Source organism: Variovorax sp. J2L1-78, assembly GCF_030317205.1.
GTDB lineage: Bacteria > Pseudomonadota > Gammaproteobacteria > Burkholderiales > Burkholderiaceae_C > Variovorax > Variovorax arabinosiphilus.
On record NZ_JASZYB010000001.1, the window covers coordinates 899,851 to 913,746 of the forward strand.

Here is a 13,896-nt window from a genome sequence, read left to right on the forward strand (position 1 = left end):
TGCTGCACCTGTTTTGTGTCGGCCGACTCCGACCCAGGAATTTTGGGAGTGACTTCAGTCAGCGGAAAGACCACGACAAGTTAGTGCCCGTAGCACTTGGCGGGTATCGGAGCTAATCTAGCTTCAACCTTGCACAGTGCGATTTCGGGGGTAGCGTCAAATTCACTTGCAGAGCAGCATCAAACTCACTTGTGTGAACGCCAGCGACCAGTAACGCCCAGATCGTTGCGATGCGATTGATACAATGTATAGATAACGAAAGCAGTTGATATAACTGCCTCGTTTCTCCCTCTGTAGACTGGCCTTCGGACCTTTTGGTTTGCGCGTTATCGAGCAAACTTTGCAGACAACGCGCAGACCGATGACATGGGCTGACGGTGGCGGCATTCCTAAATCTATGGAGTGCTGTCATGTCGAAGTCAACAGTTATCGCCCTGGCTGGAAAGCGGATCGAATCGCGTCCGTCGCCAACGTCGCCCGGTCACGTCCTCATTCAAATTCTGTCCGCTGATCGAGCGGTGCAGGCGAGCGTCACGCTCGCGCCGCATGCTGCGGCCGTATTCGCCGATGCGCTCGGTTTGCAGGCCGAAAGTGCTGAGCGTGTGGCCGTCGAAGCGGTGGCGGGGTGAGCATGGCGAACGAAGCACCGGCCCCGGCGCCAGAGCCAACCGCAATCACTCGCTCGCGTGGTGACTACCGAAGCGACAACCGCCGATTGCAGGACGTGGGCCGCTGCGCGGCTCGCGTCGTTTCTCTCTACAGCTACGAGCAGGACGGTCAGCGGCGCTTCTCGCTCGAACCGCTGCCATGCCCGCCTGGGATTTCGCTAGTGTTCCGCGATCAGGACCTGGGCGACCAGTGGCGGGCGCTGTGGGAAGCGCTCATCGTTGCGGGTGTGATCGAAGCCGATCATGCGCTGCTGCCATATGACCCCGGCGCGGCGACGTTCCTGCGTGTTCAGGTGGCGGACCCGATTACTCGGCCGGGGTCCGGGCTGCAATGGCGCACCGTGTCCATGTTCGAGGTGCTGCCCGGCGCGCAGAGCTACGTCATGGCCGACACGGCGGCGCTGGAGGCGTTCTACAACGCTGGCCGCGAAAAGATTGTGCGGATCGTCCGCGATCTCGTCACGGCCTCGATGCGTGCCCAGTATCTGCTGGGCCAGCGCGAGGGCGTCGAGTTCTCTTCCGTCGTCGGGCAGCTGCAGCCGTATGCGACCCCGAACCTATCGACGGCCGGCTATTTCGCCGTGTCGGATGTGGAGGGGGTGCCACAGAATGAGTACGACGACGCGGGCGCGCTGTGGCCTTCGCGAATCGTGCTCGCTGGCATGCCGGGGCCGGCTGGTGGGCCGCAGGGCGTTCCGGGGCCGGCAGGGCAGGATGGCGCGCAGGGTCCGCGCGGCGTGCAAGGTCTTACGGGCGCGCGGGGCCCGCAAGGGGAGCCGGGGCCGCAGGGCGTGCAGGGCAACCCCGGGCAGCCGGGCGAGCGGGGGCCAAAGGGCGACAAGGGGGACAAGGGCGACCCCGGGAGCGGTGGCGTAGTCGACCCGCCCGAGCCGGAACCGGTTGAGCCTGCATCGACCGGCGACGAAGTCTTTCTAGATTCGTTCCGCGTCGATGGCCCGATCAATGGCATGACGCCAGAAATAGGCGGTGGCCGCTGGGTGGACTATGGCTATGTCTTCTCGGCGCTCGGCGGGCGGTTGGCTGCTTCGGGAGGGGCCGAAATCCGCTGGGAGGCCGCTACGCCCGATGGCGTCATTGATGCGCCGATGATTGCTGAATGGTCGTGGCGGCTCGTCAGTGATCTGCCGCTGGGCGCGCTCGCAATGTCCATCGGCTCGGCCCGTTGGACGGTGGCGGTGGTGGTCGACGGTGGCGGTCGAGTGCAAGTCATGGTGAGCGGGTACGGCGTGGCTGGTAAATACGTCGACGCGGTGGTGAAGCCGGTGCCGGGAGGTTCCTACGCATGCCGTGTTGAGGTCGGCGCGCAGGGCGTGGCCGTCTCCTTCCTTGGAGCGGTGGTGCAGATCGTTCCGACCGCTACAGCGTGGAAGCTCGCGAAGCTCTATGTGTCGATCAATCCATGCGGTGCGCTTGAGTACATCAGGGCGAGGCCGCAGGCGTGAGCGGCGACGTGTTGCCGAGCGCGAAGGCGCAGGCGATAGCGTGGGCGAATGAGTTCATCGAGGTCGTGCGCGTGCAGGCGAAGGCACAGGGGCGCAACCTGCGGGGCGGGACCGCCGACTGGTGGGCGCGGCTGGATGACGCGCTGCGCTGCTTCCTGCTCGCGCAATGCGCGCCCGACGACTGGGAGCGATACATGTCGGTGCCGTGGGCGTCGCTGCCCGATGGCCTGCGCTCATGCGTCGGCATTGAAGCGCGCGCGACCATGCGGCGGCTTGAGGGCTGTTCGTGGCGTTGATGGGCTTGGGCGGGGTCGACACATTCGGCTCCGTCATCATCCCGTGGCGATGGTCTGACAGTGCACGGCGGCGCGTCCTGCGCGCCGCCGTGGCCGAGCAACTGCCGAAGGATTGGCAACTCAACATCATCGCGCGCGCTCGGGCCTCACGTGCGCCACGCGATGCGGCCGGCCGAAAGATCGGCGGTGCGGCAGAGGGTGCGGCCGAGTGCGCCGAATACGCGCACTGGCTCGCGGAGTACGGCGGCGCGCGCGGCGCCGATCTGTCAGAGGATGAGATTCGCGGCCGGGCCGGCGCCGTCGCAGCGATGGCGCGCGCATCGGCCTTTGAAGCCTTCTTAAATCGTGCGGAAACGGTGTGCGAGCAATGGCGCGTGTGGTTGCGCCTGTCGGCGTTCATTGAGCGGCAGGGCGGGCGCATTCCGGCGCAGCGCAAGCGCGCAGCGATGGGGAAATGGGCCGAAGGCGTGGCCCGGCTGGCGCGTCGCGTGGTGTGCCCGAAGTGGTGGCGCGCACAGCTTCGCCGATGGGTCGCGCAGCAGTACGAACGGGGCGCAATCGAGGTCGGAAAGGTCGGCGCGGGCGCCGGCTCTTGGTACTGCTCGGATCAGGCCGTTCGGCGGCGGATTCAACAGGTCCGCGCCTCCGAAGCGATGATGAAAGAGGCGGTTATCGAGTCGGCGACCGGGCAAAGGGCGTCTCTCTGGTCCGTTTCGCAAAAATCCACCTCGAATAAGACAATCCGTCGAGGGGAATTGATGACTCGCATTCGTGGGTGTGAAGAGTGGGCGGACGCCGAAAACATGGCCGGCCTGTTCACCACGAACACCTGCCCGAGCCGGTTTCACGCGCACCGCAAGGGCGGCGGCGTCAATCCGAAGCACCGGGGCGAATCGCCGGCCGACGCGCAGGCGTGGCTCTCGAAACAGTGGGCTCGGCTGCGCGCGAAGTGGAATCGGGATGGCGTCGCTGTTGTTGGCTTCCGCGTAGCCGAGCCTCACCACGACGGATGCCCACATTGGCACATGCTCCTATGGTGCAGGCCGGGCGACGTTGCCTACGTGAAGGCGACGATGCGGAAATACTGGTTGCAGGATGACGGTGCGGAGGCGGGCGCGGATCGCTATCGAGTGAACATCAAATCGATGATTCCGGGGCAGGCTGCCGGCTACGTGGCGAAGTACATCGCGAAGAACATCGATGACCACCAGATCACCACGCACACCGACGACACGGCGCCGGGGCTGGAGGTCGGCCCCGACTTGTTGGGAGACATGGAGGTGAAGCCGTCGCAGCGCGTCGAGGCGTGGGCGGCAACGTGGCGGATTCGCCAGTTTCAGGCGATCGGTCAGCCGCCCGTCACTGTCTGGCGTGAGTTGCGCCGCGTCACTGAGCAAGCGGCGGCGGGCGGCTCGCATGCGCTCGTGTCGGCGTGGATCGCGGCACACCGCAAAGGCGAGCGGCAAGCCGACTGGCACCGCTACATGCGCGCGCAAGGCGGCGCGGGCCTGCCTCGTTCTGGCTACCGGCTGTGCGTGCATGCGGTCGAGCGCGAGCGGGCGGGGCGGTATGAGGTCGCGCGCGAGCGCTGGGCCTGCGGTGTCGTGGACAAGGCGCGCGATGCGCTCGCCGTCACGCCGACGCGGCGCGTCGAGTGGGGCGGGGAGGGGTTCGCATCGCGACGCGTAGCGGCGCCTTGGACTCGTTTCAATAACTGTACGGTGACAGGCCGGCACAACCGGCGCGACATTGCGCCAACGCTGCGCGCAGTCGCCGAATCGAGGCTCGCACTGAACCTCGGCCCCGATCTGAGCGAGCGCGACCCGCCATAGCAGCGCGTCGGCCGGGCCAAATCCCTCAAATCCCTCCAAAAAGTTCTTGCTTTGAAAAACGCACGCGGCACAGTGCGGGCCAGCGATAGCGCATTGCTATCGCACAACCACTTCTCAAAGGGAGATTGAAAATGCTGCGCAAACAACTCGCCGCCCTGGCGGTTCTGGCCCTGAATTCGGGCGTCTCGCAATTCGTCTTGGAGGCCGTCAAGTCGGGCGCCGATATTGCCTTCAAGGCGACGGTGTTCATCGGCCCCGATGGCTATCGTGTCGCCGACGACGCGGGCAAGGTGAAGACCTTCCGCGATGCGGATGACTTCCTGAAGCAAGCTGGCGCGCTGGGCATGCTGGCCGACGAAACGCCGTTCACGATGCGCGGTCTTGCCCTGGTGGCGCCGAAGCCGTTCACGGGCGACATCGTCAAGAAAAACCAGGGCATCGTCCTGGCCTACGCAAAGCGGCAGGAGGCGGCGGGCGAGCGAGCCAACAAGCTGCGAACCGAACTCACGCTGATGGAGGCCGACCCGACTGTGCCGCAGTCGTTGAAGGACGAGAAGACGGCACAGAAGGCTTCCGTCGAAGAGCTGGGCGCGTGGCTGGCGGCCGAAATCCTGCGCATCAACGCGATCCTGGCGGCCTGAGATGGCTAGCCGGGCGCTCTCCGATCTTGCAGAGCCGGTGCGGCTTGCGGCACTGGCCTTTGTGGCTCGCTGCAAAGCGGCCGGGCTCGACGTGCTGATCTATTGCACGTTGCGAAGCGAAGCCGAGCAGGCCGCATTGTTCGCGCAAGGTCGGACGGTGCCCGGCGTCATCGTTACCAACGCGCGGCCGGGCCGCTCCCTTCACAACCCCGATGCCACGGGCAAAGCCTGGGCCTTCGATGCGGTGCCGACGAGAAGCGGCGCACCGCTGTGGGCCGACGAAGACGCCTTGCGGCGGATGGGGGAGTGCGGGGAGGCGGTCGGGCTGGAGTGGGCTGGCCGCTGGCGCGGCGCCCTTCGCGAGCGCGTGCATTTCCAAATTCAGAACTCAGCAGGGGGCCGTCATGAGTAAGGGCGCATGGTGGGTGGATCGCGCGCGCGAGCCATCGACGTATCAGGGGCTGTCGATCATCGCGGGAGCGATTGGCGCATGGCTGTTCAAGGATGCTGCCATTGGCGAGCACATCCTACAGGCCGGACTTGCGATTGCGGGGTTGATCGGCGTGGGAAAAAGCGAGGCCATCGCGGGCAGAGATTTCTAAGGCGTGGTGGCCGACGCAAGAGCAAACAGAGTTAGTTTTTTTGGAGCGCCTTGGCGCTCTTTTTTTGGGGGTAAAAATGGCAAAGCAAAAGGCGTCGCTAATCGATATTCCAATTGTCGGCGGGCTGCTGAAAATGCAGCTGGAACGGCAGTTGAACCGGAACAAACACAAGATCGAAAAATGGGCGCTCTCCCTCGCGTTCGAGCAGCTGGGTTTGCCCAATCTCGCCGATGAAGAATCGATCACGCGCGAGTCATTCACGAAGGCATTGAACGCAGGGCCGCTGGCGACGGTCGGCATCAAACTGACCAACGTTTTCGACAAGGCGGCAGTGCGTCGAGACTTCGAGCAGCTGGCGCTCGCCACGGCGGCGCGTGAGTTCGGCATCAATGCCAAGACGCTGACGGTGGACGGCCTGAAGGAAGCGCTCCGCGACTATGTGGCTGACAAGGTGGCGGAACAGGTGGGCGAGGGCGGCGGTGATCTCGTGAACGACGCGAAAGAGCTGGTGATGCTGGTCAACATCATCAAGGCGGTGCGCAAGGAGTATGCGGAGGCGCATGCGCAGGGATTGCCAGCACCGCCAAGGCCGGGCCGTCCGCCGCTCAAGATGGATGCGGCGTCAGTGGACAACCGCAAGCGACAGGCCGAATACAGGCGAACGCACAAACGTGTTTGGGTGCCCTTTGGCGCGACGGTCGAACAGTAGGAGGAAGAGATGGGGTTGACTCTCAAACAGAAGGCGCAGGAGCGCGCGTCGCGTCTGAAGACGCTTGGCATCGCCACGGCTCGCGATAACGCGGGCATGGCGCAGGACATCATCGATCTGGTGATTGACAACTACACCGATGGAGCCTCGTGGGAAGATTCCGTGAACGCGGCGAAGGATGAATTGCAGAGAAGGGCGCTTGAGCGCTACGGGCCGAACATCCGCGCGGCGCTGCGGAAAGCAGGGTTGAATTTCCCGGATGAGCGCGAACTGACGCCCGACGCGGTGAAAGAGCTGGTCGCGGAACAGTCGGGCTTGGACATTGACAACCTCACCGGAGACGGTGTGGCCGATGCTATCGACGGTCTTCTGTCTCAACGGCTGACCGCAGTTCTCGGCGTGCCAATTCAATCTGTGCTGAACGCTGAAGGGCTAAAGGCTGCCGTGGAGGCTGGCGTCAAGGAGGCGGTGGCGAACGGCACGGCCGAGCGTCTATTGACGGCGGGGCTCACGAAGGCGGCTCGTCGCGCAGCAACGTGGCGGCGTGCGGGCATCACTGAAAAGGTCGAGCAGCGGAAAGTACTGAATGCGTGGTATCAGAAGAAATACGCGAGAAAGCACCAGCAAGTCTGGATTCCGCGATAAATCGGCGCGATCCCATCATGGATAACATCTTGAAAAATCGATGTTTTTCAGAGACTCATAATGGATAACAACGATGAAGAGACTCATTTTGAAAACGCCGCTCATGGATAACGCTTGCATGGAAGATTGTTTTTGGTCGCGGTCATCATGGATAACATCGTCGTTTTCGTGGCGCCATGCCTGAAATTGGGGAAAAAACGGAAAAGTCTCCGACTGACAAAGTAACCAGAAACAGTTGGAATTTCAATTTGCAGGGGGTTTTCGGCGATATGCCGGGGTTTTGAGGCATTTGATTCGACGCTTGATACTCATGTGAGGCAAATTTCTACAATTGTGTCCTAGCGGCCTTCGCGGGCGGGATGCGGGAAGCGCCCGCGCTCAATATGGCATCGCATTCACGCCAACTTTCGGGGCAGAATCCGCTACGCCATTGATGTCGTGGCGGATTTCAGGGGGATAGAAGATATGTCATCGAAAGTGGTGTTTTCATTCGCTGCGGGTGCAGCGTTCGTTTCGCAACTCGTGCGGGCTTTGGCGCCAGCGGCTGCGCTCGCGGTAGTACTCGCGGCATCGCCGGGCGCGGCTGCGGCGGCGAAGCGCGACGTATCCGGGTGTACTGTTGGACCGCGCGGCGGGCTTCATTGCCCGAAGGTTTCCACGCGCGAAATGGCGCGGCTGCCGGGCGGCGAGACACGGGACCAGCGCGAGAGGCGTCTGAAGCGCGAGTGTCGCGGCGCGCGGGATGCTGGGGCGTGCAAGGGCTTCGGGTCGTGGTACTGACGGCCTGATCCTGATAGTGCGCATCGTTCGCCGATGCGGTAGGCCGGGCAATGCCCGGCTTTTTCTTGCGCGTCGGGTTCCCGGCTGCATCAAAGCCGGCGCGTGTGAACCTGCGCGCCGGGATGCATTGGCCGTCTGCGAACGACTCGGATATTCCGCTCGGCCGAACCTTCCGCAACGCCTTGGAGGCGATGCGGTGGCAGTCGGGCTGGCTCCAGACGCATGCCACCTCATGCCGCTCGGCGGGCGTCAGGTCTGGATACAGGTAATCAAGCGCGAGGCGCGCCCGGCGCTGCCAGCTGCGGCGCGTGGGGCCGTGTCGCGTGGTCCTGATGTGAAAAAAGATAAGCCCGAGGTCGTCCGTGCGCGGAGTCCTCGCTTTTCCCTGAGCCATAGCGCTGCACCCGATGCATGGGTGCTATCGGGGCTCTCCCTGTCGATTCTTTTTACCAATCGTAACAAGGACGCCCGTGCGATAGCATCCGGTCGCTGCCACCGTCAGCTAGATACAATGTATATTATGTTAAATAACATCCATAGGGACCCCACCCAGCTTGGATCCCTCGAGTTGGGCGACAACATTCAGTGGCGGCTGTCTGCCGGCCAGAACACCAGCGCGCGCAGTTCGATGCTGCGGCGGGGTGCCGCGTCGGGCGACTGGCCCGGCTGCTCGAAGGCGGTGTGCGCGGTCAGGCGCGCGGTGCCGTCCTCGCGCGAGTCGTAGATCTTCAGGAACAGCACCTCGTCGGGCCGCAGGCGCGGGAACCAGTACCAGCGGTGGCCGGGGTTGTGCAGAAAGCCGTAGGTCTCGCCCACCTTGTCGCGGTAGACCAGATCGCTCGGCACCAGATCGCCCGGTGCGATGGTGCGCGCGTCGCACAGCGCCAGTGGCCATTGCTCGACGGTGGCCAGTGGCCGCCACAGGTTGATGATGGCGAAGCGGTGCGCGAGCCGCTCCGCGGCCTCCTCCGGCGGCAGGTGATCGCGCACACGCCGTGGGCCCGAGACGAAGGTCTGGTCGTTGTGCACGCGGCGCACCGGCTCGCGCAGCGCCGACGTAGCGCGTGAGCCCAGCGCGCTGTCGCGCAGCGTGTGGTCGAACACCACGACCTTCTCGGCGCCGGTCGCCTCGCGCAGCAGCGCTTCAGACTCGGCGTAGTACGTGGCGCGGATCGCAGCGTCGTCGGAGAAATCGGTGACCGCACTGCGGTGTCGCCGGTAGGCGAAGCCGCTGCGATCGAGCGAGAACTCGCCCAGGGCGGCGAGCGGTCGGCCGTCGTGGATCGACACGCGCGAAGGCGCCATCTCTCCGGTGGTCCACGGCACGCCGGGCGGCGGCTCGAAGGTGTAGCTCACAGGCCGGCCTTCTCCCGGTTCTCCTGGCCGAAGGTAGTTGAGTTCGGCCTGCACGCTCGGCAAGGTCACGGCACCGGGCCAGCAGTTCAAGACGGCGCTCATGGGGAAGTCCTCAAAACGGTTCCTTGAAGGGACGCAGATCGATTTCCTGTGTCCATGCGCTGCGGTGCTGTGCATGCAGCTGCCAGTAGGTTTCGGCGATGGCTTCGAGCTGGAGCAGCCCGTCCGCACCGGCCTGTTCGACACGCTGGGGCGCGCCGGCACGCAGGCGCTCACCATCGATCCCGCCGTCGATCACGACATGGGCCACGTGCACGCCCTGCGGCCCGAACTCGCGGGCCAGGCTCTGGCTGAGCGACCGCAGCCCGGCCTTGGCCGCCGCGAAGGCGGCGAACGGTGGCTTACCGCGCAGCGCCGCGGTGGCGCCGGTGAACAGCAGGCTGCCGCGCCCCTGCGGGGACTGTGCACCGGTGCCATTGGCCAGCAGCGCCTGCAAAGCGTCGCGGGCAAACAGGAACCCGCCCAGCGTGGTCGTGCGCCAGGCCTGCGTGAATTGCTCAGCCGTGATCTCCAGCGTGGGAGCGCGCACCGCACTCGACGCGTTGAACACCGCCACCGACAGCGGCCCCAGCGCGCGCACGCGCTGGCCGATGCCCTGGACCTCGGCCTCGCTTGCCACGTCGCCGGCGAAGGCATGTGCCCGGCCGCCGGCTGCCTCGATGGCCACACTCACGGCGTCGAGTTGCTGCGGCGTACGGCCGGTCAGGGCCACGGTGTAGCCGCCCTCGGCGAAGCGCCGTGCCAGTGCGGCGCCAAGGCCGGCGACCGCGCCGACACCGGCGATCCACGCCACGGGTGCGCGCGAAGGTGAAGAGGAGTGACTCACGGTGGCAGCAGTGGGGTTCGATCAATGGAAGAACGCAGCGCGATGTGCCACGCAGCGATGGTCACGGCGATCACGTGGCGCGCCTGCGCCGCGGGAGAAACCCTGCATGCCTGTGGGACCCGGACCGTCATGCCCCGCATTCTGGAGACAGGTCGACGCGCCGCCAAAGACGGATTCCAACTTTCGAGATTCGGTCCGCGTTGGTCGGCGCGAGCCCTTGCACGCTGCACGGCAGGCCGCGTTGTGCCATCCTCCCGCCATCTCGCCGGGTGCGCGACGTGCGCACCGCCCTGTCATGCACAGCTCGTGGATCTCATGAACTTCCGTCCCCCTGCCCTTCTTGATCACGCCGATGTGTCCGTCGGTACGTCCAGCGTTCGCCGACGGATGCTCGCGACGCTGGCCCTGCTGCCATTGACGGGTGCCGCGGCAGCCACGGACCGATCGGCCGCTGTATCCATGGCGGTCCTGCGCGCCGCGGTCGATGGGCCGCAGCGCAGCGCGGCCAACCGGGCACGGGACGGCGCACGCCATCCCTTCGAGACGCTGGAGTTCTTCGGCTTGCGCTCCGATTGGCAGGTGATCGAGATCGCGCCCGGCGGCGGCTGGTACACCGAAATCCTCGCGGCCTTCCTGAACCCACGCGGCCGCCTCTACGCCGCGCACTACCCGGCCGATGGAACGAGCGAGCAGCGCCGCGCCCGCGCGGCCTTCCGCGACAAGCTCGCGGCCGACCCCGCGACCTACCGGCGCGTGGTGCTCGGCACGCTGCCGGTGACGCGCTTCACCGACATCCACCCGCCCGGCGGGGCCGACGCCGTGCTCACCTTCCGCAACATCCACAACTGGATCGCCGACGGCCACTTCGACGAGACGCTGCGTGCCTTCTTCGACGTGCTCAAGCCCGGGGGCGTGCTCGGCGTGGAAGAACACCGCGCCCTCCCCGGCACCTCGCTTGCACGCGTCATCGAGAGCGGCTACGTGCCGCAGGACTTCGTCATCGAGCGCGCCCGCGCGGCCGGCTTCGTGTTCCAGGCCGCGAGCGAGGTCAACGCCAACCCACGCGACACGCACGACCATGCGCAGGGCGTGTGGGCGCTGCCACCGACGCTGCGGGGCGGCGCCGTCGACCGCGCGAAGTACCTGGCGATCGGTGAATCGGACCGCATGACGCTGCGCTTCGTGAAGCCCCTGTCGGCCGCGGCGCCGTCACGCGGCGCGCGCTGAAGCGGTAGGCCAAGCCAGGCGCTGCCGCACTTGCTTATGCGGAAGTCTTCGTAGCAACGCGTCTGCGAAGTTGCTATGGTGCCGCCCACTTGTCTCCTGCCGCACCGATGACCGCCCATTCCGAAATCTCCGAAACCATCTCGACTGCTCCCGCCACGCGCGCGCCCGCCATCTCGGCCGGCACGCTGCACCAGTGGCTGCAGGACGGCCGCGAGCTGGCTTTGCTCGATATCCGCGAACACGGGCAATACGGCGAAGGCCATCCGTTCTTCTCGGTGCATGCCGGCTACAGCCGCCTCGAACCGGAGGTGGCCCGCCTCGTGCCGCGCCGCGCCACGCGCACCGTGCTCTTCGATGACGGCGACGCGAACTCCGCGCTGGCGCACCGCGCTGCCAGCCGGCTCGAGGCGTTGGGGTACGACGATGTATGGGTGCTCGCGGGCGGTGCTCCTGCCTGGGAGCGCGCCGGCCACACGTTGTTCAAGGGCGTGAACCTGCCGTCGAAAACCTTTGGCGAGATCGCCGAACATGCCTTCGGCGTGCCGCACATCAGTGCCCGCGAACTGGCCGAGCGCCAGCGCGCAGGCGAGCCGCTGGTACTGGTGGACGGCCGCACGCTCGAAGAGCACCGCAAGATGACGCTGCCCGGCGCCATTCCCGTGCCCAACGGCGAGTTGGCCCTGCGATGGCGCACGCTGGTGTCGGACCCGGCCACGCCGATCGTGGTGCACTGCGCGGGCCGCACGCGCAGCATCGTCGGCGCCCAGATCCTGCGGGATCTGGGTGTGCCGAACCCGGTGCTCGCGCTGGAGAACGGCACGCAGGGCTGGGCGCTCGCGGGCCTCGAACTGGAACGCGGCAGTACGCGAACGGTGCCACCGGCGCCCGAGGCGGTGCAACGCCAGGCCGCCCGCGACGACGCCACCGCCGCGGCCCGGCACGCCGGCGTGCCGGTGCTCACCGCTGCCGAGGCGCAGGCCTGGCTCGACGACGGCACCCGCACCACCTTCGTGTTCGATGTGCGCACCGCGGGAGAATTCGCGGCCGGCGGCCTGCAGGGCGCGCGCCACGCGCCGGGCGGCCAGCTGCTGCAGGCCACCGACCTGCAAGTCGGGGTGCGGCATGCACGCATCCTGGTGCTGGACGACGACGGCGTGCGCGCGCCGGTGGTGGCCCTGTGGCTGCGCCGGCTCGGCCTGGATGCGGCGCTGGTCGAAGACGGCCTGGCCGCCGACCTGCGCGTGCCCGCGCGTGCGCCGGTGCCGCTGCCGCCGGCAGTGGCGGCGGTGGACGCCGAGGCGCTGTCCGCGTGGCACGACGACACCGACGCGCCCCCCGCGGTGCTAGACCTGCGGCCCTCCCCGGCCTACCGGGCGGGCCATGCGCGCGGCGCCGTCTGGTCGATCCGACCGCGCGTGGTCGCCGATGCCTGGGCCGCGACCGGCGGCGACCTGCAGCGCCCCGTGCTGCTGATCGCGCCCGACGAAACCGTCGCACGCCTGGCCGCGCTGGATCTGCGCGAGGGCGGCTGGCAGCAGCTTTCATGGGCCCGCGCGGAAGTGGTCGCGTCCGCAGGTTGGGCTCAACAGGCCACGCCGACGTCGCCGCCCGATGCCGAGGCCATCGACTTCCTGCTCTTCGTGCACGACCGCCACGACGGCAACCTCGAGGCCGCGCGCCGCTACCTCGACTGGGAACTGGGCCTCATCGCCCAGTGCGCGCCCGAGGAACTGGCCAGTTTCCGCGTTTCCGCGGGTGCGCACCACAGCCCGTACGGAAAAACGCATATCGATAGTTGAAGGCGTTCGTTGCTTGGGCAGTCGTGGCCTCGGAAGATTGCCGACTGCCCTGCTTCGCCATTCACCTTCGATGACTTCCCGTTCGCGCCTCTTCTCCTCGATTTTTCTTTCCCCGCGCGCTACCGTCGCTCTCGCCACCTTGCTGTGCCTGGGCGCGGCGCATGCGGACGCCACACTCGATCGCATCAAGCAGCGCGGCAAGGTCGCCATCGGCGTGATGGTCAGTGGCGGCCCCTTCGGCTCGATCGACCCCGCCACCCAGCAGCTGGTCGGCTGGAACCCCGACCTGGCGCGCGACCTGGCCAGGCAGCTCGGTGCGGAGGTCGAGCTGGTGCAGGTGCAGCCCTCGAACCGGGTGCAGTTCCTGCAGTCGGGCAAGGTCGACCTGCTCATCGCCTCGATGGAATACAACGCCGACCGCGGCGAGATCCTGGGCCACGCGCCCACGCCCTTCTACCGTGTCGGCGGCACGGCCGCCGTGCTCAAGACGAGCGGCATCGCCAAATGGGAAGACCTGCGCGGCAAGGTGGTCTGTGCCTCGCAAGGCAGCAGCTACGTGAAACCGCTGCAGGAGCAGTACGGCGCGCAGGTGCGCGGTTTCAAGACCTCGTCCGAGTCGCTGCTCGCGCTGCGCGGCGGCAACTGCGTGGCAGCCGTGCATGACGCCACCCTCATCCAGCCTCTGTTGCGCGGCAACGCCGAATGGGCCGCCTACGCGGCGCCGATCACCGAAGAGTTATTGCCCGCGCCCTCGGTCGTCTGGGCCCGCAAGGGCGAAGCCGACACCATCGCTGCCGTCGACAAGGTGGTCCAGCAGTGGCACCGCAGCGGCTGGTTGATCGAGACCGAGAAGCGCAACCACATCGAACCGCCGCAGTCGCTGTTGCCAAAGCTGCAGGCTCGCTTCAAGGCAGCACCCTAAGCGCTGCCGGCCGCGCCATCGCGGACGGCCCCTTTTTTCCACGTTGCCGTTTCTGGCCAAACCCGCGACC

At 66.4% G+C, this 13,896-nt stretch carries 14 protein-coding genes; 12 read left to right on the top strand and 2 right to left on the bottom strand.

The features are described from left to right. Window positions 1-410 precede the first annotated feature (410 nt). The 9 genes from QTH86_RS04370 to QTH86_RS04410 all read left to right on the top strand — a co-directional run bounded on the left by QTH86_RS04370 (window position 411) and on the right by QTH86_RS04410 (window position 6,856). On the top strand, window positions 411-629 hold the full coding sequence (locus QTH86_RS04370; protein WP_286645884.1) for a hypothetical protein: 219 nt from the start codon (window positions 411-413) through the stop codon (window positions 627-629). A 2-nt stretch (window positions 630-631) separates the two neighbouring features. Further along, complete coding sequence (locus QTH86_RS04375) at window positions 632-2,131, top strand: hypothetical protein (protein WP_286645883.1); 1,500 nt, start codon at window positions 632-634, stop codon at window positions 2,129-2,131. Next, complete coding sequence (locus QTH86_RS04380) at window positions 2,128-2,427, top strand: hypothetical protein (RefSeq protein ID WP_286645882.1); 300 nt, start codon at window positions 2,128-2,130, stop codon at window positions 2,425-2,427. The genes QTH86_RS04375 and QTH86_RS04380 overlap by 4 nt, the downstream gene beginning before the upstream one ends. Next, window positions 2,427-4,259 carry a replication endonuclease gene (locus tag QTH86_RS04385; protein ID WP_286649421.1) on the top strand — a complete coding sequence of 611 codons (1,833 nt, stop codon included), beginning with the start codon at window positions 2,427-2,429 and terminating at the stop codon, window positions 4,257-4,259. Before QTH86_RS04380 ends, QTH86_RS04385 begins: the two co-directional genes overlap by 1 nt. A 131-nt stretch (window positions 4,260-4,390) precedes the next feature. Beyond that, the gene (locus QTH86_RS04390; protein WP_286645880.1) at window positions 4,391-4,900 is read left to right on the top strand and encodes a hypothetical protein; all 510 of its coding nucleotides are present in this window, start codon (window positions 4,391-4,393) and stop codon (window positions 4,898-4,900) included. A 1-nt stretch (window position 4,901) separates the two neighbouring features. After that, entirely contained in the window at window positions 4,902-5,312 is a 411-nt protein-coding gene (locus QTH86_RS04395; protein WP_286645879.1) for a M15 family metallopeptidase, read from the top strand. Then, window positions 5,305-5,502: a hypothetical protein gene (locus QTH86_RS04400; protein ID WP_286645878.1), complete on the top strand. Its 198-nt coding sequence runs from the start codon at window positions 5,305-5,307 to the stop codon at window positions 5,500-5,502. The genes QTH86_RS04395 and QTH86_RS04400 overlap by 8 nt, the downstream gene beginning before the upstream one ends. Window positions 5,503-5,578: 76 nt before the next feature. Then, entirely contained in the window at window positions 5,579-6,211 is a 633-nt protein-coding gene (locus QTH86_RS04405; protein ID WP_286645877.1) for a hypothetical protein, read from the top strand. 15 nt (window positions 6,212-6,226) lie between these two features. Continuing rightward, complete coding sequence (locus QTH86_RS04410; protein ID WP_286645876.1) at window positions 6,227-6,856, top strand: hypothetical protein; 630 nt, start codon at window positions 6,227-6,229, stop codon at window positions 6,854-6,856. Window positions 6,857-8,218: 1,362 nt separating this feature from the next. Here the strand turns inward: QTH86_RS04410 and QTH86_RS04415 are convergent. Next, complete coding sequence (locus tag QTH86_RS04415) at window positions 8,219-9,094, bottom strand: CmcJ/NvfI family oxidoreductase (protein ID WP_286645875.1); 876 nt, start codon at window positions 9,092-9,094, stop codon at window positions 8,219-8,221. Between the two features lie 10 nt (window positions 9,095-9,104). Beyond that, window positions 9,105-9,878: an SDR family NAD(P)-dependent oxidoreductase gene (locus QTH86_RS04420; protein WP_286645874.1), complete on the bottom strand. Its 774-nt coding sequence runs from the start codon at window positions 9,876-9,878 to the stop codon at window positions 9,105-9,107. A gap of 315 nt (window positions 9,879-10,193) precedes the next feature. Here QTH86_RS04420 and QTH86_RS04425 point away from each other — a divergent pair, with 315 nt between their 5' ends. From QTH86_RS04425 to QTH86_RS04435, 3 genes are all read left to right on the top strand, one after another. After that, entirely contained in the window at window positions 10,194-11,105 is a 912-nt protein-coding gene (locus QTH86_RS04425) for a class I SAM-dependent methyltransferase (protein WP_353505991.1), read from the top strand. Between the two features lie 107 nt (window positions 11,106-11,212). Beyond that, window positions 11,213-12,904 carry a rhodanese-like domain-containing protein gene (locus QTH86_RS04430; RefSeq protein WP_286645873.1) on the top strand — a complete coding sequence of 564 codons (1,692 nt, stop codon included), beginning with the start codon at window positions 11,213-11,215 and terminating at the stop codon, window positions 12,902-12,904. 70 nt (window positions 12,905-12,974) lie between these two features. Then, window positions 12,975-13,826 (top strand): transporter substrate-binding domain-containing protein, encoded by an 852-nt coding sequence (locus QTH86_RS04435; protein WP_286645872.1) that lies wholly within the window; start codon window positions 12,975-12,977, stop codon window positions 13,824-13,826. Window positions 13,827-13,896: the final 70 nt, after the last annotated feature.

Excerpts from the sequence above, each read along its gene's own strand:
- QTH86_RS04425 (WP_353505991.1), top strand. The coding sequence starts at position 10,194 with ATGAACTTCCGTCCCCCTGCCCTTCTTGATCACGCCGATGTGTCCGTC.
- QTH86_RS04430 (WP_286645873.1), top strand. The coding sequence starts at position 11,213 with ATGACCGCCCATTCCGAAATCTCCGAAACCATCTCGACTGCTCCCGCC.
- QTH86_RS04395 (WP_286645879.1), top strand. The coding sequence starts at position 4,902 with ATGGCTAGCCGGGCGCTCTCCGATCTTGCAGAGCCGGTGCGGCTTGCG.
- QTH86_RS04405 (WP_286645877.1), top strand. The coding sequence starts at position 5,579 with ATGGCAAAGCAAAAGGCGTCGCTAATCGATATTCCAATTGTCGGCGGG.
- QTH86_RS04385 (WP_286649421.1), top strand. The coding sequence starts at position 2,427 with ATGGGCTTGGGCGGGGTCGACACATTCGGCTCCGTCATCATCCCGTGG.
- QTH86_RS04370 (WP_286645884.1), top strand. The coding sequence starts at position 411 with ATGTCGAAGTCAACAGTTATCGCCCTGGCTGGAAAGCGGATCGAATCG.
- QTH86_RS04435 (WP_286645872.1), top strand. The coding sequence starts at position 12,975 with ATGACTTCCCGTTCGCGCCTCTTCTCCTCGATTTTTCTTTCCCCGCGC.
- QTH86_RS04375 (WP_286645883.1), top strand. The coding sequence starts at position 632 with ATGGCGAACGAAGCACCGGCCCCGGCGCCAGAGCCAACCGCAATCACT.
- QTH86_RS04415 (WP_286645875.1), bottom strand. The coding sequence starts at position 9,094 with ATGAGCGCCGTCTTGAACTGCTGGCCCGGTGCCGTGACCTTGCCGAGC.
- QTH86_RS04400 (WP_286645878.1), top strand. The coding sequence starts at position 5,305 with ATGAGTAAGGGCGCATGGTGGGTGGATCGCGCGCGCGAGCCATCGACG.
- QTH86_RS04390 (WP_286645880.1), top strand. The coding sequence starts at position 4,391 with ATGCTGCGCAAACAACTCGCCGCCCTGGCGGTTCTGGCCCTGAATTCG.